Genomic DNA, 15342 nt, shown 5'->3' with positions numbered 1-15342 from the left:
AATGAAAATAATAACAGCCGAACAATTTGCTTTAGAAAAAGACAATACTAGACAACAGAGTGAACATGATATCGATCAAGCTGTTTTGGAAATTATTAAGGAAGTAAGGAAAAATGGTGATGATGCCTTACGTCGTTATACTGAGAAATTCGATGGTGTGAACATAGATAAGCTTATCGTAACAGAAGAAGAATTCAGTGAAGCAGGAGAGCTTGTCACTTCCGAATTTTCAAGCGCATTACAACAGGCTAAACAGAATATTTCCGAATTCCACCAAGCGCAAAAGGAACAGTCCTGGTTTTTGAATAAATCAGGTGGCATCATGTTAGGACAGAAGGTTACAGCACTTGAAAAAGTCGGTGTTTATATTCCTGGTGGCAAAGCAGCTTATCCTTCTTCTGTCTTAATGAACGTAATACCTGCAAAATTGGCGGGTGTGGAAAAGATTGCAATAGCTACCCCACCACAATCAAACGGAAAAATTAATCCAAATGTTCTTGTTGCCGCTAAAGAGGCCGGTGCAGATATTGTATATAAATTAGGTGGCGCACAGGCAATTGCTGCACTTGCATATGGAACAGAATCGGTTGGGAAAGTTGCAAAAATTGTTGGTCCCGGGAATGCCTTTGTTGCCCGTGCGAAGAAATGGGTATTTGGCGATGTAGCTATTGATATGATCGCAGGTCCAAGTGAAATATGTATCGTAGCAGATGAAACAGCACCTCCAGCCTATATAGCCGCTGATTTACTTTCTCAAGCTGAGCATGATGAATCTGCAAGTTCGATATGTATAACAACAAACAGGGACTTAGCTGAAGACATTAAAGCTGAAATCGACAAGCAAACAGCGGGGCTTGAGAGAAAAGATATTATTAAAAAATCACTGGAACTAAACGGCAGAATAATTATTGCTAAGAATCTGATGGCAGCCTTCGATATCGTAAACAAATTAGCACCAGAGCATTTGCAATTAATGATTCAAAGTCCTACTGAAAATATACAATTCATTAAACATGCCGGTGCAATCTTTTTGGGGAATTATTCTCCCGAACCATTGGGCGATTATTTTGCAGGGCCAAATCATACCTTGCCAACAAATGGAACTGCTGCTTTTTCGTCCCCGCTTGGTGTTTATGATTTTGTCAAAAAGTCCAGTATTATCAGCTATTCCGAAGCGGCTCTGCAAAATGCTTCCGAGTCAATTATTAATCTGGCAAATACGGAAGGCTTAACAGCACATGCAAATTCCATTCAAGTAAGAAGGGGTGAATCCAATGCGTAATTATAAGATAAACAGAAAGACATCAGAAACAGCAATAGATTTAGATCTTACAATTGACGGAAGTGGTTCCTCATCTATAAATACAGGTATTGGCTTTTTCGACCATATGCTGATATTGATGACAAAACACGGATTATTCGATTTGGAAGTTACCTGTAATGGTGACCTGGAAGTCGATCAGCACCACTCTGTCGAAGATATTGGCATCGCACTGGGGCAGGCATTTAATCAGGCACTCGGGGAAAAGGAAGGTATTAATCGCTATGCAACTGTTACTTCCCCAATGGACGAAGCGTTAGCTAATGTGTCCCTTGATATCAGTGGACGTGCATACCTTGTCTATCATGTGGAGGGATTAAAGGATAAGGTGGGCAGCTTTGATACAGAGCTGGTGGAAGAATTCTTTCAGGCCTTTGCAAGTAACGCCAAGGTTACACTCCATATTAATCTGACGTATGGAAAAAATACACATCACATTATTGAAGCTATTTTCAAAGGATTTGGCCGTGCACTGGATCAAGCAAGCATGAAGAACCCACGTATTAAAGGGGTGCCGTCTACTAAAGGATCTTTATAAAAGGCTTTTTTCGTAAATTTTGAAGGCCGTTAATTTTCGTAGTGGAGCATTCCTGTCCTGCGGTATCTATTGGACAGTTTGAGTTTTGTCCTTGAGAAGCGCTCTATTCGACCATTTGCACCAGTTTTGGCTTCGTTCGGGCGTAGAGATGGGTTGAATAAACTCTAGAAAACAAATGATATAGCATCAGAAACAGGAGTAACTGCTGACCCAATCTTTTAGAAAACAGCCTCATAGAAAGGAAGAACATATATGATCGCTATTATAGACTATGGTGCCGGCAATATTAAAAGCTTACAATTCGCTTTATCAAAACTGAACATGGAGTCATGCTTAACCACTGACCCGGAAAAAATCAAAGACTCAAAAGCGATTATTTTACCAGGAGTTGGAGCATTTAAGGATGCCATAGCGTCTCTGAATCAACTAGGTCTATCAGAAGTATTAAAAAAAGAAGCAGCAAAAGGAAAGCCCCTGATAGGTATATGTCTTGGTATGCAGTTATTTTATGAAAGAAGTTTTGAAGATGGAAAATGGGAAGGCCTTGGTTTAGTAAAAGGAAATGTAAGACGTATTCCTGATTCGGTTAAAGTGCCACATATTGGTTGGAACAATATCTCAGCCCATACGAACAGCCCTTTACTAAAAAATATAAACAACGGTGCATATGTATACTTTGTTCATTCTTATGCAGTAAATAAATATCAAAATAATACTTTAATAGCAAGTACTGAATATGGTGGAAGCATTCCAGCCATTGTACAACAAGACAATATTGTTGGAATGCAGTTTCACCCAGAAAAAAGCGGTGCAGTTGGATTACAGCTGCTACAAAACCTCAAGGAGATGATTTCATGATTCTTTTTCCAGCAATTGATATACGAAATGGAAAATGTGTCCGCCTGACACAGGGAGATTATAATAAAGAAAAGATATACAGTGAATCCACATCCACAGTAGCTAAACAGTGGGAGAAAAAACGAGCTGAATATTTACATATTGTTGATCTTGACGGGGCTAAAACCGGGGAATCCAGCAATAAACCGAGCATTAAAGCTATTGCTGAACAAACTTCCATTCCGATTCAGGTTGGTGGCGGCATTCGTTCATTAGCTATTATTGAAGAATATATAGCAGCAGGGGTAGATCGGGTCATTATAGGTACAGCTGCAATTAATGATAAGGAATTTTTACAAGAAGCAGTTACTAGGTACGGGGTAAAAATTGCGGTTTCCATTGATGCCCGGGATGGTTATGTTGCTACAGATGGATGGACTGAAACAAGTACGGTTAAAGCAGTTGATCTTGTTCTGGAGCTGGAATCAATCGGTGTACAAACCATTATTTATACAGATATTTTGAAAGACGGCATGCTGCAAGGGCCTAATTTTAAAGAATTGCAAGCAATCAATGAGGCTACTTCCATGAATGTAATTGCTTCTGGTGGCGTTTCTTCAGCACAGGATGTTTTGAGATTAAAATCATTTAACCTTTATGGAGCAATTATAGGAAAAGCATTATATGATGGCACAGTAAACTTTGAAGAACTATTGGATGGTGATGAAGATGCTAGCTAAGCGAATTATACCTTGCCTGGATGTTGACAAAGGACGAGTAGTTAAAGGGAAAAAATTCCAAAATATTCGTGATGTTGCTGATCCCGTTGAACTGGCAAAAAGATATAATGAGGCCGGTGCAGATGAACTTGTTTTTTATGACATTACAGCTTCCAATGAGGAACGGAATATTTTTCTAGATGTTGTTGAAAAGGTAGCTAGTGAAGTTACGATACCTTTTACTGTCGGAGGTGGCATCCGAACAGTGGAAGATATTCACAAAGTATTACGTTCCGGTGCAGATAAAGTGTCGATTAATAGTGCTGCGGTAAATAATCCAGATCTTATCGAAGAGGCTGCATTGAAGTTCGGCAGTCAATGTATTGTCTTATCCATTGACGCTAAACAGAATGATAAAAACCAGTGGGAAGTTTACACAAATGGCGGGAGATATAATACGTCGATGGATGCAATTGATTGGGCAATCCAAGGAGAAAAGCTTGGGGCTGGAGAGATCGTTGTTAACGTAATTGATACAGATGGAGAAAAAAGTGGTTACAATCTGGAATTAACAAAAATAATTGCAGAATCAGTTAATATCCCAATCGTAGCAAGTGGTGGAGCCGGTCAGCTGGAACACTTTTCCCAAGTCCTGCAGCCAGGCTATGCAGATGCAGCTCTGGCAGCATCCGTTTTTCATTATGAAGAAATTTCAATACCTGAATTAAAAAAACATCTGGCTGACAATGGAATTGATGTAAGGAGAGATTTATCATGGAAATAAACATCGAAAATCTTTTATTTAATGAAGATGGTCTTATTCCAGCGATTGTACAGGATGTTGAAACCAAGGAAGTATTAACTTTAGCCTATATGAATGAAGAATCTTTAATGAAATCCATCCAAACGAATAAGACATGGTTTTATAGCAGAAAGCGTAAGGAGCTTTGGAATAAGGGAGAAACATCTGGGAATAAACAGCTTATCAAAAGAATAACCTTTGATTGTGATGCTGATGCTCTCTTAGTTCAGGTAAATCCGCTTGGTCCAGCATGCCACACAGGAAATGAGACCTGTTTTCACAACAGCCTATATGAAAATGGCGAAGTTAGCCGTGACGTAGTATCCACATTGGTTTCCAAAATAAAAGAACGAAAAAATCATCCCATTGAAGGCACATATACATCCTATCTTTTCAGGGTAGGTATCGATAAAATACTTAAAAAAGTAGGAGAAGAAACGAGTGAAGTCATCATTGGTGCCAAGAATATGGATAAAGAAGAAGTAACCTCGGAAATCGCTGATCTAACCTATCATACGCTTGTTCTCATGGAGCTATTAGATGTTTCTGTCGATGATATTAAAAAAGAATTACAAGCACGGCATATCAAAAAAGAAGGAAAGCAGAATGAGTAAATTTTGGAGTGAAGCCGTGAAACGTTGTGATCCCTACGTCCCTGGTGAGCAGATGAATAATCCAAACATATTAAAATTAAATACAAATGAAAACCCTAATCCTCCATCACCAAATGTGATGGAAGCAATAAATAAGGAGATGGAGCGTAAATTAAATCTCTACCCCTCTCCCACTGTTGATCAACTAAGGAATGAAATTGCGGCATACTATCATTTAGCAAAAGAGAATATCTTTGTTGGGAACGGATCAGATGAAGTTCTTGCATTTTCCTTTATGGCTTTTTTTGAACCTGGTAAGAAAATACGTTTTCCAGCTATTTCTTACAGTTTTTATCCCGTCTATGCAAAGCTCTTTAATATTCCTTATGAAGAGATTCCATTAAACCGTGATTTCACACTGCCTGTAGAGGATTTCTTTCAGTCAGAGGGTGGCGTTATTTTTCCAAATCCAAATGCACCAACAAGTGTTTATTTAGGATTGGATGCAATAGAAGAGATCCTCCAAAGCAATCCAAATCAGATGGTCATTATTGATGAGGCCTACATTGATTTTGCATTGGAATCTGCAGTTTCTTTAATTGCTACGTATGACAATTTATTAGTTGTGCAAACCATGTCAAAGTCACGATCACTTGCGGGATTAAGAGTAGGCTTTGCCCTGGGGAATCCAAATGCTATCGAAGCATTAACTCGAATAAAGGATTCATTTAATTCCTATACACTTGACCGTCTGGCGATTGTTGGTGCAGAAGCTGCTATGAAGGATACAGATTACTTTATCGCTACAACTCAGAAAATTATTCAAACAAGAGAATGGGTTATAACAGAAATGAAAAAGCGTGGATTTTATGTAGTTCCTTCAAAAGCAAATTTCATTTTCGCAAGTCATTATACAAAGTCTGCATTGGGTTTATATACAGCTCTTAAGGAAAATGAAGTTTTAGTAAGGCATTTTAACAAGCCGGATATTGATAACTATTTACGAATTACAATTGGTACGGATAATGATATGAAATTATTCTTTCAAAAACTAGATGATATATTAGAAAAAGCATCGACCCTATCTTAGGATCGATGCTTTTAATTATAGGATCTTTTCGTAAATCTAGTTACTCTTTAACCCTCGCAATTGATGTAAACTGCGAAGTAAATCGAGATTGATTCCAATAACATGTGCTATTGCCGCCGTCCGGGATCGCTGCGGGCGGATGCTTTCCGCGGGCACGGCCTCAGCCTCCTCGAGAAACCCACTCTGCGGGGTCTTCGGACACGTGCTATTCCCGCAGGACAAGGAAAGCTTCGGCAGCGTTACATCGCACGCAGAAAATAGATCTGTATTTTCAAGGAGTCACCGCCCTCCGCTCACCCAAACTGGTGAAGTGATTTGATGTTTTGAAAATTGATTACTAATGCAGTACATCGGTAGTAACCGGAAATCCAGCGGAGGAAACACATTGAAGACTCCTGCGAGAGGAAAGGCATAGGTGAGACCCCCGAGTGCGTAGCACGAGGAGGCTCACCAGCCGCCCTAAGGTCCGCGAAATGTGTTTCCGTAGCGAATCCCTGCTCTCAACCAGCGTTTGCAAATGAATTTTCACTTCGTCGCACTTTATATCTTTTGGGACATAAACAAAAAGCCTAATTATATCAATGTCTCTACTTCTGCATTTTCTCTTAGTTCTTTAACTTTTACCTGAAGCTGTTCTTGAACCTTTTGATTTTTAAGTGACTGTTTAAGTTGTGGTTCTACTGTTTCCAATTCACCGATTTCTTCATTTTGCTCTTTTAACTGATCATAGGTTTCTTTAATTTCCTCATCCGTAACTTCTGTATCAAGTTCTGAGTCAATGAACTTTTGTGTAATTAGATCATCAGCTAATTGATTCTTAAAGTTTTCTTCCGTTAGCTGGAATTGTTCCAATACAGCTGACAATTGCTCACCATTTTCTTCTTTTAATGTGGTGAATTCTGATTGTACCTCTTCTTCAGTAACCTCTAAACCTTTATCTTCGGCAGCCTGTTTGATCAATTGCTGCTCTATCAGTACATTTATTGTTTGTTCCTTTAGCTGATCCAAATTACTGGTATCTTGTCCTGATTGTTGCATCGTCATTTTTAATTGTGAATATATAGGGTTATATTTATTCCCCTTTATCTCATCACCGTTAACACTTACTACAGCTGCCTCTTCATCTACTTTTTCTTCATCTGTAATTTCTACTGGTTCTGGTTCCTGTGCTTGCTCTGATGATGGTTCTTGTTCCTGCTCTGACGTATTTTCTTCTGTTTCCTCGCTACCTTCATTTTCCTCTGCAGAATCATCTGCGCAAGCAGCTAATACTATTGCTAAACTTAGCGCTAAAGCTAACATTATAAATTTTTTCATCTAATAGAACCTCATTTCTTTTCAGTGTCTCTTTATTCAAACACATTTACGGGACCACTTTCAAGTATGGAAAAATAGTAATTTCTGAAAAAACGCATCAGAACAGTGTTCACAGCCATTATTAACGTTTAGTAACAATTTAACAACTTTTTTACTTAATTCTGCCGTAAAAAACAGAAGGGACTATTCATATGAACAGCCCCTTCTCCCTCTTAATTCAAACTTTCATCTATTTCCTTCACCATTTCCGCTACAGATACAAGTCCTCCACCTGATAGATACCAAAAATCTGGATTCAGATATACGATGTTATCATTTTTATATGCTTTTGTATTTTTCACTAATTCATTTTCCACAATTTGTTCTGCTGAGGATTCTCCACCAACTACGGCTGTTCTATCTACAACGTATAGTAGGTCAGGATCCTGCTCCATTACATACTCAAATGTTACATTCATCCCGTGTGTGGATGCTTCAATACTTTCATCCACTGCAGGAATCCCAAAAACATCATGGATTAAGCCAAATCTTGAATTTTGACCATATGCACTGATTTTATCATCATTGGATAAAATAATAAGGGCATTTTCACCACTTTTAGATGCCTTTTCGTTTAAAGTAGCGATTGACTCTTCAATTGCAGTAATTTCTTTATCTATCTCATCCTGTTTGTCATAAATATCACCAATAACAGCCATATTTTCTTTAAAGGAATCCATATAATTTGTTGTATCTACACCAAGATGAATGGTTGGAGCAAGTTCTGTCAGCTGATCATATAAACTTGCCTGACGTCCGGAAATTATAATCAAATCCGGATCAATTTCGGAAATTTTTTCAAAGTCCGGCTCCTTTAAACTACCAATATTTGCGTATTCATCACCTGCATATTTTTCCAGGTAAGCCGGAATTACTCCGGATTTAGCAATACCTGCAACTTCAATCTCCAGTTTATCCAATGTGTCTAAAATACCAAAGTCAAATACGACCACTTTCTCCGGATTTTTAGGTACATCTGTTTCACCCAGTTCATGGTTGACTGTTACTGTTTCGGTTAAATCTGCATTTGTTCCTTCACTTTCTTCCTCAGATTCTGATGCACCGCAAGCTACTGCTACCATAGCTAAAATACTTATTACAAACAAAAGTAAAAATTTCCTCATGTAATTTAACTCCTCTTTATTAAAAAATTTTATATTAACAATAATCGGAGGCTGCATGATTAAACACATGAAAATAAAGTGATTCAACTGTCGTCCATTAAAAAATAAGCATGATTCTACAGCAAATGAGCTGTTTGTTTTATTTCTATACTTATGTATCTGAGCGCTCAGGATACATGGAATGTTATTTTTAATCGATAAGCAAATTCATTTACCTTCTTATAAATATAAGGTAATATGGTTCATGTAGGGTTCCTTTATAATGGTTCTGGCCATCTAGTACCAATTCCATTATAAGGGACTTTTTTTGCTTATTTTTAGATAGCCTGAAAGTTCACTTATATCCATCTGTTTTTCATGCAACACCGGTTATTAGAAATAAACACAAATACGTTTATTATCGATTTCTTTGATATCGATGTCCATATCATAAATATCCTTTAGGACACATTTATCAATGACATCACATGTACGTCCATGTTTCACAATTTTACCATCTTTCAGTGCAACAATATTATCTGAATAGCATGAAGCAAAATTAATATCATGGATCACTATAATAATTGTTTTACCCAATTCATCTACAAGCTTACGTAATGTTTTCATGATTTGAACGGAATGTCGCATATCTAAATTATTTAATGGCTCATCCAGCATAATATATTCTGTATCCTGCGCAATAACCATGGCAATATGCGCACGTTGACGTTGTCCGCCACTTAGTTCATCTAAATATTTATCCTCCATGTCACGAAGCTCCATATAATTAATTGCTTCATCTATTTTCAATTCGTCTTCTCTTCTTAATTTACCTTGAGAATAGGGAAAACGCCCAAATGAAACAAGCTCGCGAACAGTCAATTTTAAATTGATTGCATTGGATTGCTTTAAAATGGATATTTTCTTAGCGAGTTCATTATTTTTAGTTTTTAAAATATCCTCACCATCAATTGTAATTTCACCATTATCTTTTGCGATTAGTCGACTAACCATTGAGATTAACGTACTTTTACCGGCACCATTTGGTCCAATAAATGACGTAATTGTTCCCTTTTCAATTTCCAAAGAGACATCCTCTATCACATTTTTCCGGTTATACGATTTAAAAACATTTTTTATACCTACCATGATTTATTCTCCTTTAACAAAAGATATATAAAATATACTCCGCCAATAAAGTTAATAATGACACTGATTGTTGTATCAAATGTAAAAATCTTTTCTACAATAAACTGGCCGCCTAATAATGCGATAACACTAATGAGCATGGAACCCAAAATAATATAAAAATGACGAAATGTTTTCATAAATTCATAGGTTACATTTACAACCAGCAGCCCAAGAAAGGTTATCGGACCAATTAATGCTGTAGAGATAGAAATTAATATGGCTACAATAATTAGCAAGCGCTTTACAACATAGTCATATGGTACTCCTAAATTAATAGCGTCATCTTTACCCAATGCCAAGACATCCAGGTATTTGTAAAAACGTATGAAGTAAATCATAGCTAATACGACAAGCCCGATGGATAAGTAAACGAGATCCGTATTAACATTGTTGACACTCGCAAACATTCTGTCCTGTGCAACCATAAACTCATTCGGGTCAATTAACACTTGCATAAAGTCTGTAAAACTGCCGAAGAATGTTCCTAAAATCATTCCAATTAATAAAAGGAAATAAATATTATTTTTTTCCCCTTTGAAAAGAAAACGGTAAAGCAGTAATGAAAACAAGATCATTATGACAATGGAAACTAAATAATTGAGTTCACTATTCATCATAACAAGTGAATTTGCACCAAAAACAAAGATAATAACTGTTTGGATTAACATATATAGTGAATCAAGCCCTAATATACTGGGGGTCAGGATTCGATTATTCGTAATCGTCATAAAGATAGTTGTTGAAAAGGCGATGGCTCCACCAGTTAGGATAATTGCTATCACTTTAATTATTCGCCTTGGTAAAATGTATCCAATATTGCCACTTAAATCATAAAGAATATATAACAATGCTAGTAATGCTGCGATAACGGCTAAAATAATTGTCTTTTTCTTATAACCCATATTTCTTTCTCCTTAATAATAGGTAGATAAATATCCCACTACCAATAACGCCAACCGTTAAGCTTATAGGAATTTCATATGGATAAATAATAACCCTGCCGATGATATCGCAAAACAATACAAATACAGCACCTAGCAATGCAGTATGTATTAAACTTTTCTTCAAGTGATCCCCTTGATAAATACTTACGATGTTTGGAATAATCAGTCCCAGAAATGGGATCACACCAACTGATAATACTACCGAAGCTGTTACCAATGCCGTAATAATCAACCCAAGGTTTACAACCTGACGATAGTTCAAGCCTAAATTTTTCGAGAAATCTTCTCCCATTCCAGCAATCGTAAATTTATTTGCATAAAAGTATGCTAGGAAAAGTATTGGAATACTTACAAACATTAACTCATAATTTCCACTCATAATCATCGAAAAGTCACCTTGCATCCAGGATGACATATTTTGAATGAGGTCATTCCGATATGCGAAGAAAGTGGCGATTGAGCTAACTATATTACCAAACATCAATCCGATTAATGGGATGAAAATCGCATCTTTAAACTTGATTTTTTCCAATATCTTCATAAATATAAACGTACCTAAAAGTGCAAAAATAAATGATACCAGCATTTTCTGTAGTGGACTGGCTGCTGTAAATACCATCATTGAAACTAAAATTCCAAGTCTTGCCGAGTCCAATGTTCCCGCAGTTGTAGGAGAAACAAATTTATTTCTACTCAGTTGCTGCATGATAAGTCCACAAATACTCATGCTCATACCGGCAATTAAAATACTGAAAAGCCGAGGTATCCTGCTTACAACTAATATTTGTGTCTGCTCCTCTGTTAAACTGAATAGGTCTAATGGAGATACATCGGAGACTCCTGTAAAAACAGATATAGCCGAAAGAATCAAAAGTGTTAAAACTAAGTATCGTAATTTCATAGAATGACCTTCTCTTGAGAAAAACATTTTAGCCTTCGCTTTTCTCTATTCCCAAAGTAATATTTTGTATCGCTATTAATAATGATTATTATTTTTAAATCAATCTAATTAAGAATGATATTCATTATCAATTAGATCTCATTTACAGTATAACAGAATTAAATACCCAGTCAATGCCAAACAAGCCAATCTTCTTACAAATTTATTACAATCTTAGGAAAACCTTATACTCTGGAGTGTAGGCCTTCTGACGATGACTTGGTTTTAGAAAACTTGGTTGTCACCAAGCACTTAGATGACAGCTCAAAGCCCTCGCTTATGCAGTAAGGAAGTATTTTATACTTTCTTAACTGCCAATGAAAAAAACCAATGTGGCACGAATAATGTTTTCGTGACACATTGGTTTTCTTTTTCCGGACTATTTTGTTTCACAGCCCTCATCTGTACAATAAGTTGTTTTGGATTTTTCAGGGTCCAAAGATTGTAATACAGGTTTCTCGTTTTCTTCTTCCCATACTTTTTCAAGTACTTCTGAAAAAACTTCCGGAGGCTGTGCACCGGATACAGCATATTTTTCATTAAATACAAAGAATGGTACGCCTTGTACACCAATTTGGCGAGCTGTATCGATATCAGCACGTACTTGATCTGAATATTTATCTCCAGAAAGTACTTGCTTAACCTCTTCCGGATTCAAGCCTGTTTCATCAGCAAGTTCGATTAATGTTGTAGGATCACTGATAAGTTTTGATTCCGTAAAATATGCATATAAGAAACGCTCCGTAATTTCATTTCCTTTACCTTGTTCAGTTGCGTATTTTGCAACCCGATGTGCATCAAATGTATTCGCATGTTTCATTTCATCAAAATTATAAGTTAATCCAATTTCTGCAGCCTGCTGACCAACTTGTTCATTCATAGCCTTTACTTGATCAATTGGCATTCCTTTTTTATTGGAAAAAGTTTCATAAAAGTTCTCGCCCTCCACGTATTCAGCGGTAGGATCCAGCTGGTAACTTTTGTATTCTAGAGTAATAGCTTCATTATGGGGGAATTCCTTCAAAGCATTTTCAAGTCTCCGTTTACCAATATAACAAAACGGACAAACGAAATCTGACCAAACTTCTATTTTCATAAATTACACCTCACTTCTTGAAAATATTGTAGCACAGGTTTGATCACAGTCTAAATAATTTGCTTAAGCTGCAGGTCGTGCGATTGGATTTGGATGCGGAGAAAAAAGTTGAAAAGTTGAGAGATAAATATATAAGTTGAGAGACAATCACTTATAGTTGAGACATCCTCTTAAAAAGTTGAGAGACGATTGGAATTAACTCAGCTCTCTCTCAACTTTTGACCAGCTTCTCTCAACTTTCTGCAGTTTTCTCTCAACTAACTCTTCATATCGCCCAACTTTGCTGCTTCAGTATTCTTCTGTTTAAAAGACTACTTAGCTTCGTTCTCGCTAAACTTTAATTATTTCTCATTATAGGATTGTTTTTCCTCCACAGTTCCATCCGCTTTATAAATTGTCAGTGATGTCCCTTTATTTTTTGCAATTTCCCTTGCACGTTTTACTGCATCATTTTTATTATTAAATACATTGCTTGGCTGTTTGGCATTGCTTGATTTGACAGCCCAGCCTTCTTCATGTTTAACTACCTGTTCCCCTTCTTCCAGCCGCTCTGGGTTGTTTTCATATTTCTTTCCTTCTTCAGATCTTTCGATTGGCTTTCCGGATTTTTCATATGTTTCAACTTCACTCTTGCTGGCATTTTTTCGCCACTCTTTCGCCTGTTCAATTGCAATCGGTATGGCACGACCTTCTTCATATCCTTCATCAACCATTGAGTTTGCTATATCAATGGCTTTCTTTTTTGTTACATCGTTTAAATTTTTCATAGAAGACGGGTAGTCATTTAATGTCCAAGGCATAAAATATTCCTCCTATAGGGTTTTAATATTCATATACCCGTCCATTTCTCTACAAAACACATCTTTATCCGGAACTGCATAAAGTAAGCAGCCCTCTCATGAAAGGCTGCTTGCTCATTTCTGTTCAAATATATACTGAAATTGCTCAAATGAATCGTCCGTTAAATAAGGATCAATTTCTTTTTGTTCTCCCGCTTTAAGGGATACATCAGTATAAGTTTCTTCTGTAATTACTTCCCTGTTTTCATCCAAAATAGCTACACGTACTATCCCATCAAACGATTTTTCCTGGTGGAAGTTCTTTATGAATACCTTCACAGTCAAATCACCATCATCATCTTCAAATCCACCGACAAAAACTACTAAATGGTCGTTATCAAGACCCTTATTATGCTCGTATACATCATTGAGTCCCGCAGTAATGTATTCCTCTCTCTTTTCTGAATCATATGTAATAGCAGCAATAGGAATAGTTGCCATAATATAAAAAACAATGAATGCTAAAAATGTTGATTTAACTACTACTTTTTTAGGATACTTACCTATTAATAATGAAACAAATGCAATTACTGTAAAGAAAATTACAATAAGATGCCATTTCGATAAAAACATTTCCGGATAAAATTCCATATCTTCCACCACGATTTCCAACTTTTTGTTATACTAATTCTAACAGGAAAACTAGTAAATTTCTATTTAGTGAACATTACTGTACTGAGGTGGCACGATTGAATTATATCGATGTTATAGATGAACATAAAACTCGAAAAGAAGAACCTTATTGGTGGATTACCTATTTTTCCATACTGACTGTCGGGCTTCTAATTGGAATATCGTTTATATTTGGGCCTTTCATTTTATTAATTACTTTTAAATCCTTCTGGTTGTTAATTCCTTTCTTATTGGTTCCATTAGGTTTTGTCATAGTTAAAGGGATATTCAAAACATTCAAGAAACTTATATGGAAAAACAACAATTTATCTGAATTCACTTTAAAGGAAGACAGCATCTCTTTCGAACAGTGGAAGAAAGAAAATCCTTACAAGAAACAAAGCGAGGAATTTTCTGTTTCATCAATCGATTATGTTGTATTTTCATACTATACAGTTAGACAAACGAAAAACACCAGATTTAATACGATTACCGAAACTGCCCCTATGTTATATATTATCTATACGGATACAAAAAAGAAATTACTCTCCATTCCGTTTTACATAAAGGACTCCGGGATTAATACTTGGTTAAGCTACTTCCAAGAAAAGGGAACACCATTAAAGTTCACAAGCATTGGGCTATATAATAAATATGAAGATGTTTTGACTGATGAAAGTAGACTGGATTTTCTGGAATCCGGGAAAACCAACCTAATCGCTTTTACATTTGAAAATGACTGGAGAGAGCAATCGACAAAGCTATCACGTGAGTGGGAAAAAACTATTAATGAAAAGCATGAAATTGAAAATGAGGAGATAAATAACCAAAAGCCAAAGACAAAAGAAAGAATCCCTTTTAAGCAATGGCTTGTTATCGCGCTTATTGTATACGGGCTCATGGCAATTGGAATCTATACTTCAGTAAATCTGGCAGAGCAGGGAATCATTGATGAAGGTGGCCCACTCCCAGGGTTTACCTTATTGATCATTCTAGGTTTTTTATATTTCTATTTATTCAAATACTATTTACGCTGGTACCATATGATCCGCTTCTGTGTTGAGAGCTTTATCATTTGTTTAATCTATGCAATCGTAGTTGAAGATCGTGGAAAAATTGCCGAAGAAATGGGCACAAGTATTTTAGGTACTGCCATGTTATTAATTGCACTTATTTGGATTCCATACTTAATTGTAAAATTTATTAGAAAACTTGGCTCATCGCCAAAGTTTTAAAGGCGATAGCCCTAGTTCAACGAAAAACACTTTTCGTCTGCGATGATAATGCTTCGAAGTATTACTTATGCACTTATACTGATTTCCTAAAAGTTTTATAACCCTATCAGTGTAAGAAAAACAGCT

Annotated in this window: 16 protein-coding genes; 8 read left to right on the top strand and 8 right to left on the bottom strand. The window is 36.4% G+C overall.

What is annotated here, in order from left to right; genetic code table 11:
* Nucleotide 1: 1 nt before the first annotated feature.
* The 7 genes from hisD to hisC all read left to right on the top strand — a co-directional run bounded on the left by hisD (nucleotide 2) and on the right by hisC (nucleotide 5900).
* The gene (gene hisD / locus CIL05_RS05685) at nucleotides 2-1282 is read left to right on the top strand and encodes a histidinol dehydrogenase (protein ID WP_095654557.1); all 1281 of its coding nucleotides are present in this window, start codon (nucleotides 2-4) and stop codon (nucleotides 1280-1282) included.
* Entirely contained in the window at nucleotides 1275-1859 is a 585-nt protein-coding gene (gene hisB, locus CIL05_RS05680) for an imidazoleglycerol-phosphate dehydratase HisB (protein WP_095654556.1), read from the top strand. Before hisD ends, hisB begins: the two co-directional genes overlap by 8 nt.
* Nucleotides 1860-2111: 252 nt before the next feature.
* Nucleotides 2112-2717: an imidazole glycerol phosphate synthase subunit HisH gene (gene hisH / locus CIL05_RS05675; protein ID WP_095654555.1), complete on the top strand. Its 606-nt coding sequence runs from the start codon at nucleotides 2112-2114 to the stop codon at nucleotides 2715-2717.
* A complete protein-coding gene (hisA, locus tag CIL05_RS05670; RefSeq protein WP_095654554.1) occupies nucleotides 2714-3436 on the top strand; it encodes a 1-(5-phosphoribosyl)-5-[(5-phosphoribosylamino)methylideneamino]imidazole-4-carboxamide isomerase in 723 nt (240 codons plus the stop codon). Before hisH ends, hisA begins: the two co-directional genes overlap by 4 nt.
* The gene (hisF, locus tag CIL05_RS05665; RefSeq protein ID WP_095654553.1) at nucleotides 3426-4199 is read left to right on the top strand and encodes an imidazole glycerol phosphate synthase subunit HisF; all 774 of its coding nucleotides are present in this window, start codon (nucleotides 3426-3428) and stop codon (nucleotides 4197-4199) included. The genes hisA and hisF overlap by 11 nt, the downstream gene beginning before the upstream one ends.
* Nucleotides 4190-4831 carry a bifunctional phosphoribosyl-AMP cyclohydrolase/phosphoribosyl-ATP diphosphatase HisIE gene (hisIE, locus tag CIL05_RS05660; RefSeq protein WP_095654552.1) on the top strand — a complete coding sequence of 214 codons (642 nt, stop codon included), beginning with the start codon at nucleotides 4190-4192 and terminating at the stop codon, nucleotides 4829-4831. The genes hisF and hisIE overlap by 10 nt, the downstream gene beginning before the upstream one ends.
* Complete coding sequence (hisC, locus tag CIL05_RS05655) at nucleotides 4824-5900, top strand: histidinol-phosphate transaminase (protein ID WP_095654551.1); 1077 nt, start codon at nucleotides 4824-4826, stop codon at nucleotides 5898-5900. The genes hisIE and hisC overlap by 8 nt, the downstream gene beginning before the upstream one ends.
* A gap of 573 nt (nucleotides 5901-6473) precedes the next feature.
* Here the strand turns inward: hisC and CIL05_RS05650 are convergent.
* From CIL05_RS05650 to CIL05_RS05615, 8 genes are all read right to left on the bottom strand, one after another.
* Nucleotides 6474-7217: a SurA N-terminal domain-containing protein gene (locus CIL05_RS05650; protein WP_095654550.1), complete on the bottom strand. Its 744-nt coding sequence runs from the start codon at nucleotides 7215-7217 to the stop codon at nucleotides 6474-6476.
* A 212-nt stretch (nucleotides 7218-7429) separates the two neighbouring features.
* Nucleotides 7430-8380 (bottom strand): siderophore ABC transporter substrate-binding protein, encoded by a 951-nt coding sequence (locus CIL05_RS05645; protein ID WP_095654549.1) that lies wholly within the window; start codon nucleotides 8378-8380, stop codon nucleotides 7430-7432.
* Between the two features lie 372 nt (nucleotides 8381-8752).
* On the bottom strand, nucleotides 8753-9508 hold the full coding sequence (locus tag CIL05_RS05640; protein ID WP_095654548.1) for an iron ABC transporter ATP-binding protein: 756 nt from the start codon (nucleotides 9506-9508) through the stop codon (nucleotides 8753-8755).
* Entirely contained in the window at nucleotides 9502-10452 is a 951-nt protein-coding gene (locus tag CIL05_RS05635) for an iron chelate uptake ABC transporter family permease subunit (protein ID WP_095654547.1), read from the bottom strand. The genes CIL05_RS05640 and CIL05_RS05635 overlap by 7 nt, the downstream gene beginning before the upstream one ends.
* The gene (locus CIL05_RS05630; RefSeq protein WP_095654546.1) at nucleotides 10442-11395 is read right to left on the bottom strand and encodes an ABC transporter permease; all 954 of its coding nucleotides are present in this window, start codon (nucleotides 11393-11395) and stop codon (nucleotides 10442-10444) included. Before CIL05_RS05630 ends, CIL05_RS05635 begins: the two co-directional genes overlap by 11 nt.
* 418 nt (nucleotides 11396-11813) lie before the next feature.
* On the bottom strand, nucleotides 11814-12530 hold the full coding sequence (locus tag CIL05_RS05625) for a DsbA family oxidoreductase (protein ID WP_095654545.1): 717 nt from the start codon (nucleotides 12528-12530) through the stop codon (nucleotides 11814-11816).
* 341 nt (nucleotides 12531-12871) lie between these two features.
* Entirely contained in the window at nucleotides 12872-13330 is a 459-nt protein-coding gene (locus CIL05_RS05620; RefSeq protein ID WP_095654544.1) for a DUF2188 domain-containing protein, read from the bottom strand.
* 114 nt (nucleotides 13331-13444) lie between these two features.
* Complete coding sequence (locus CIL05_RS05615) at nucleotides 13445-13960, bottom strand: hypothetical protein (RefSeq protein WP_095654543.1); 516 nt, start codon at nucleotides 13958-13960, stop codon at nucleotides 13445-13447.
* A gap of 98 nt (nucleotides 13961-14058) precedes the next feature.
* On the opposite strand from CIL05_RS05615, the gene CIL05_RS05610 reads away from it, so the two are divergent.
* The gene (locus CIL05_RS05610; protein WP_095654542.1) at nucleotides 14059-15216 is read left to right on the top strand and encodes a hypothetical protein; all 1158 of its coding nucleotides are present in this window, start codon (nucleotides 14059-14061) and stop codon (nucleotides 15214-15216) included.
* Nucleotides 15217-15342 lie beyond the last annotated feature (126 nt).

It is taken from the genome of Virgibacillus profundi, assembly GCF_002287375.1.
GTDB lineage: Bacteria > Bacillota > Bacilli > Bacillales > Amphibacillaceae > Virgibacillus_K > Virgibacillus_K profundi.
The sequence above is the reverse complement of the archived record's forward strand: the minus strand, read 5'-3'. Positions and strand labels throughout refer to the sequence as shown.

Coding starts and splice junctions, on each gene's coding strand:
- hisD (WP_095654557.1), top strand. CDS start 2: ATGAAAATAATAACAGCCGAACAATTTGCTTTAGAAAAAGACAATACT.
- hisB (WP_095654556.1), top strand. CDS start 1,275: ATGCGTAATTATAAGATAAACAGAAAGACATCAGAAACAGCAATAGAT.
- hisH (WP_095654555.1), top strand. CDS start 2,112: ATGATCGCTATTATAGACTATGGTGCCGGCAATATTAAAAGCTTACAA.
- hisA (WP_095654554.1), top strand. CDS start 2,714: ATGATTCTTTTTCCAGCAATTGATATACGAAATGGAAAATGTGTCCGC.
- hisF (WP_095654553.1), top strand. CDS start 3,426: ATGCTAGCTAAGCGAATTATACCTTGCCTGGATGTTGACAAAGGACGA.
- hisIE (WP_095654552.1), top strand. CDS start 4,190: ATGGAAATAAACATCGAAAATCTTTTATTTAATGAAGATGGTCTTATT.
- hisC (WP_095654551.1), top strand. CDS start 4,824: ATGAGTAAATTTTGGAGTGAAGCCGTGAAACGTTGTGATCCCTACGTC.
- CIL05_RS05650 (WP_095654550.1), bottom strand. CDS start 7,217: ATGAAAAAATTTATAATGTTAGCTTTAGCGCTAAGTTTAGCAATAGTA.
- CIL05_RS05645 (WP_095654549.1), bottom strand. CDS start 8,380: ATGAGGAAATTTTTACTTTTGTTTGTAATAAGTATTTTAGCTATGGTA.
- CIL05_RS05640 (WP_095654548.1), bottom strand. CDS start 9,508: ATGGTAGGTATAAAAAATGTTTTTAAATCGTATAACCGGAAAAATGTG.
- CIL05_RS05635 (WP_095654547.1), bottom strand. CDS start 10,452: ATGGGTTATAAGAAAAAGACAATTATTTTAGCCGTTATCGCAGCATTA.
- CIL05_RS05630 (WP_095654546.1), bottom strand. CDS start 11,395: ATGAAATTACGATACTTAGTTTTAACACTTTTGATTCTTTCGGCTATA.
- CIL05_RS05625 (WP_095654545.1), bottom strand. CDS start 12,530: ATGAAAATAGAAGTTTGGTCAGATTTCGTTTGTCCGTTTTGTTATATT.
- CIL05_RS05620 (WP_095654544.1), bottom strand. CDS start 13,330: ATGCCTTGGACATTAAATGACTACCCGTCTTCTATGAAAAATTTAAAC.
- CIL05_RS05615 (WP_095654543.1), bottom strand. CDS start 13,960: ATGGAATTTTATCCGGAAATGTTTTTATCGAAATGGCATCTTATTGTA.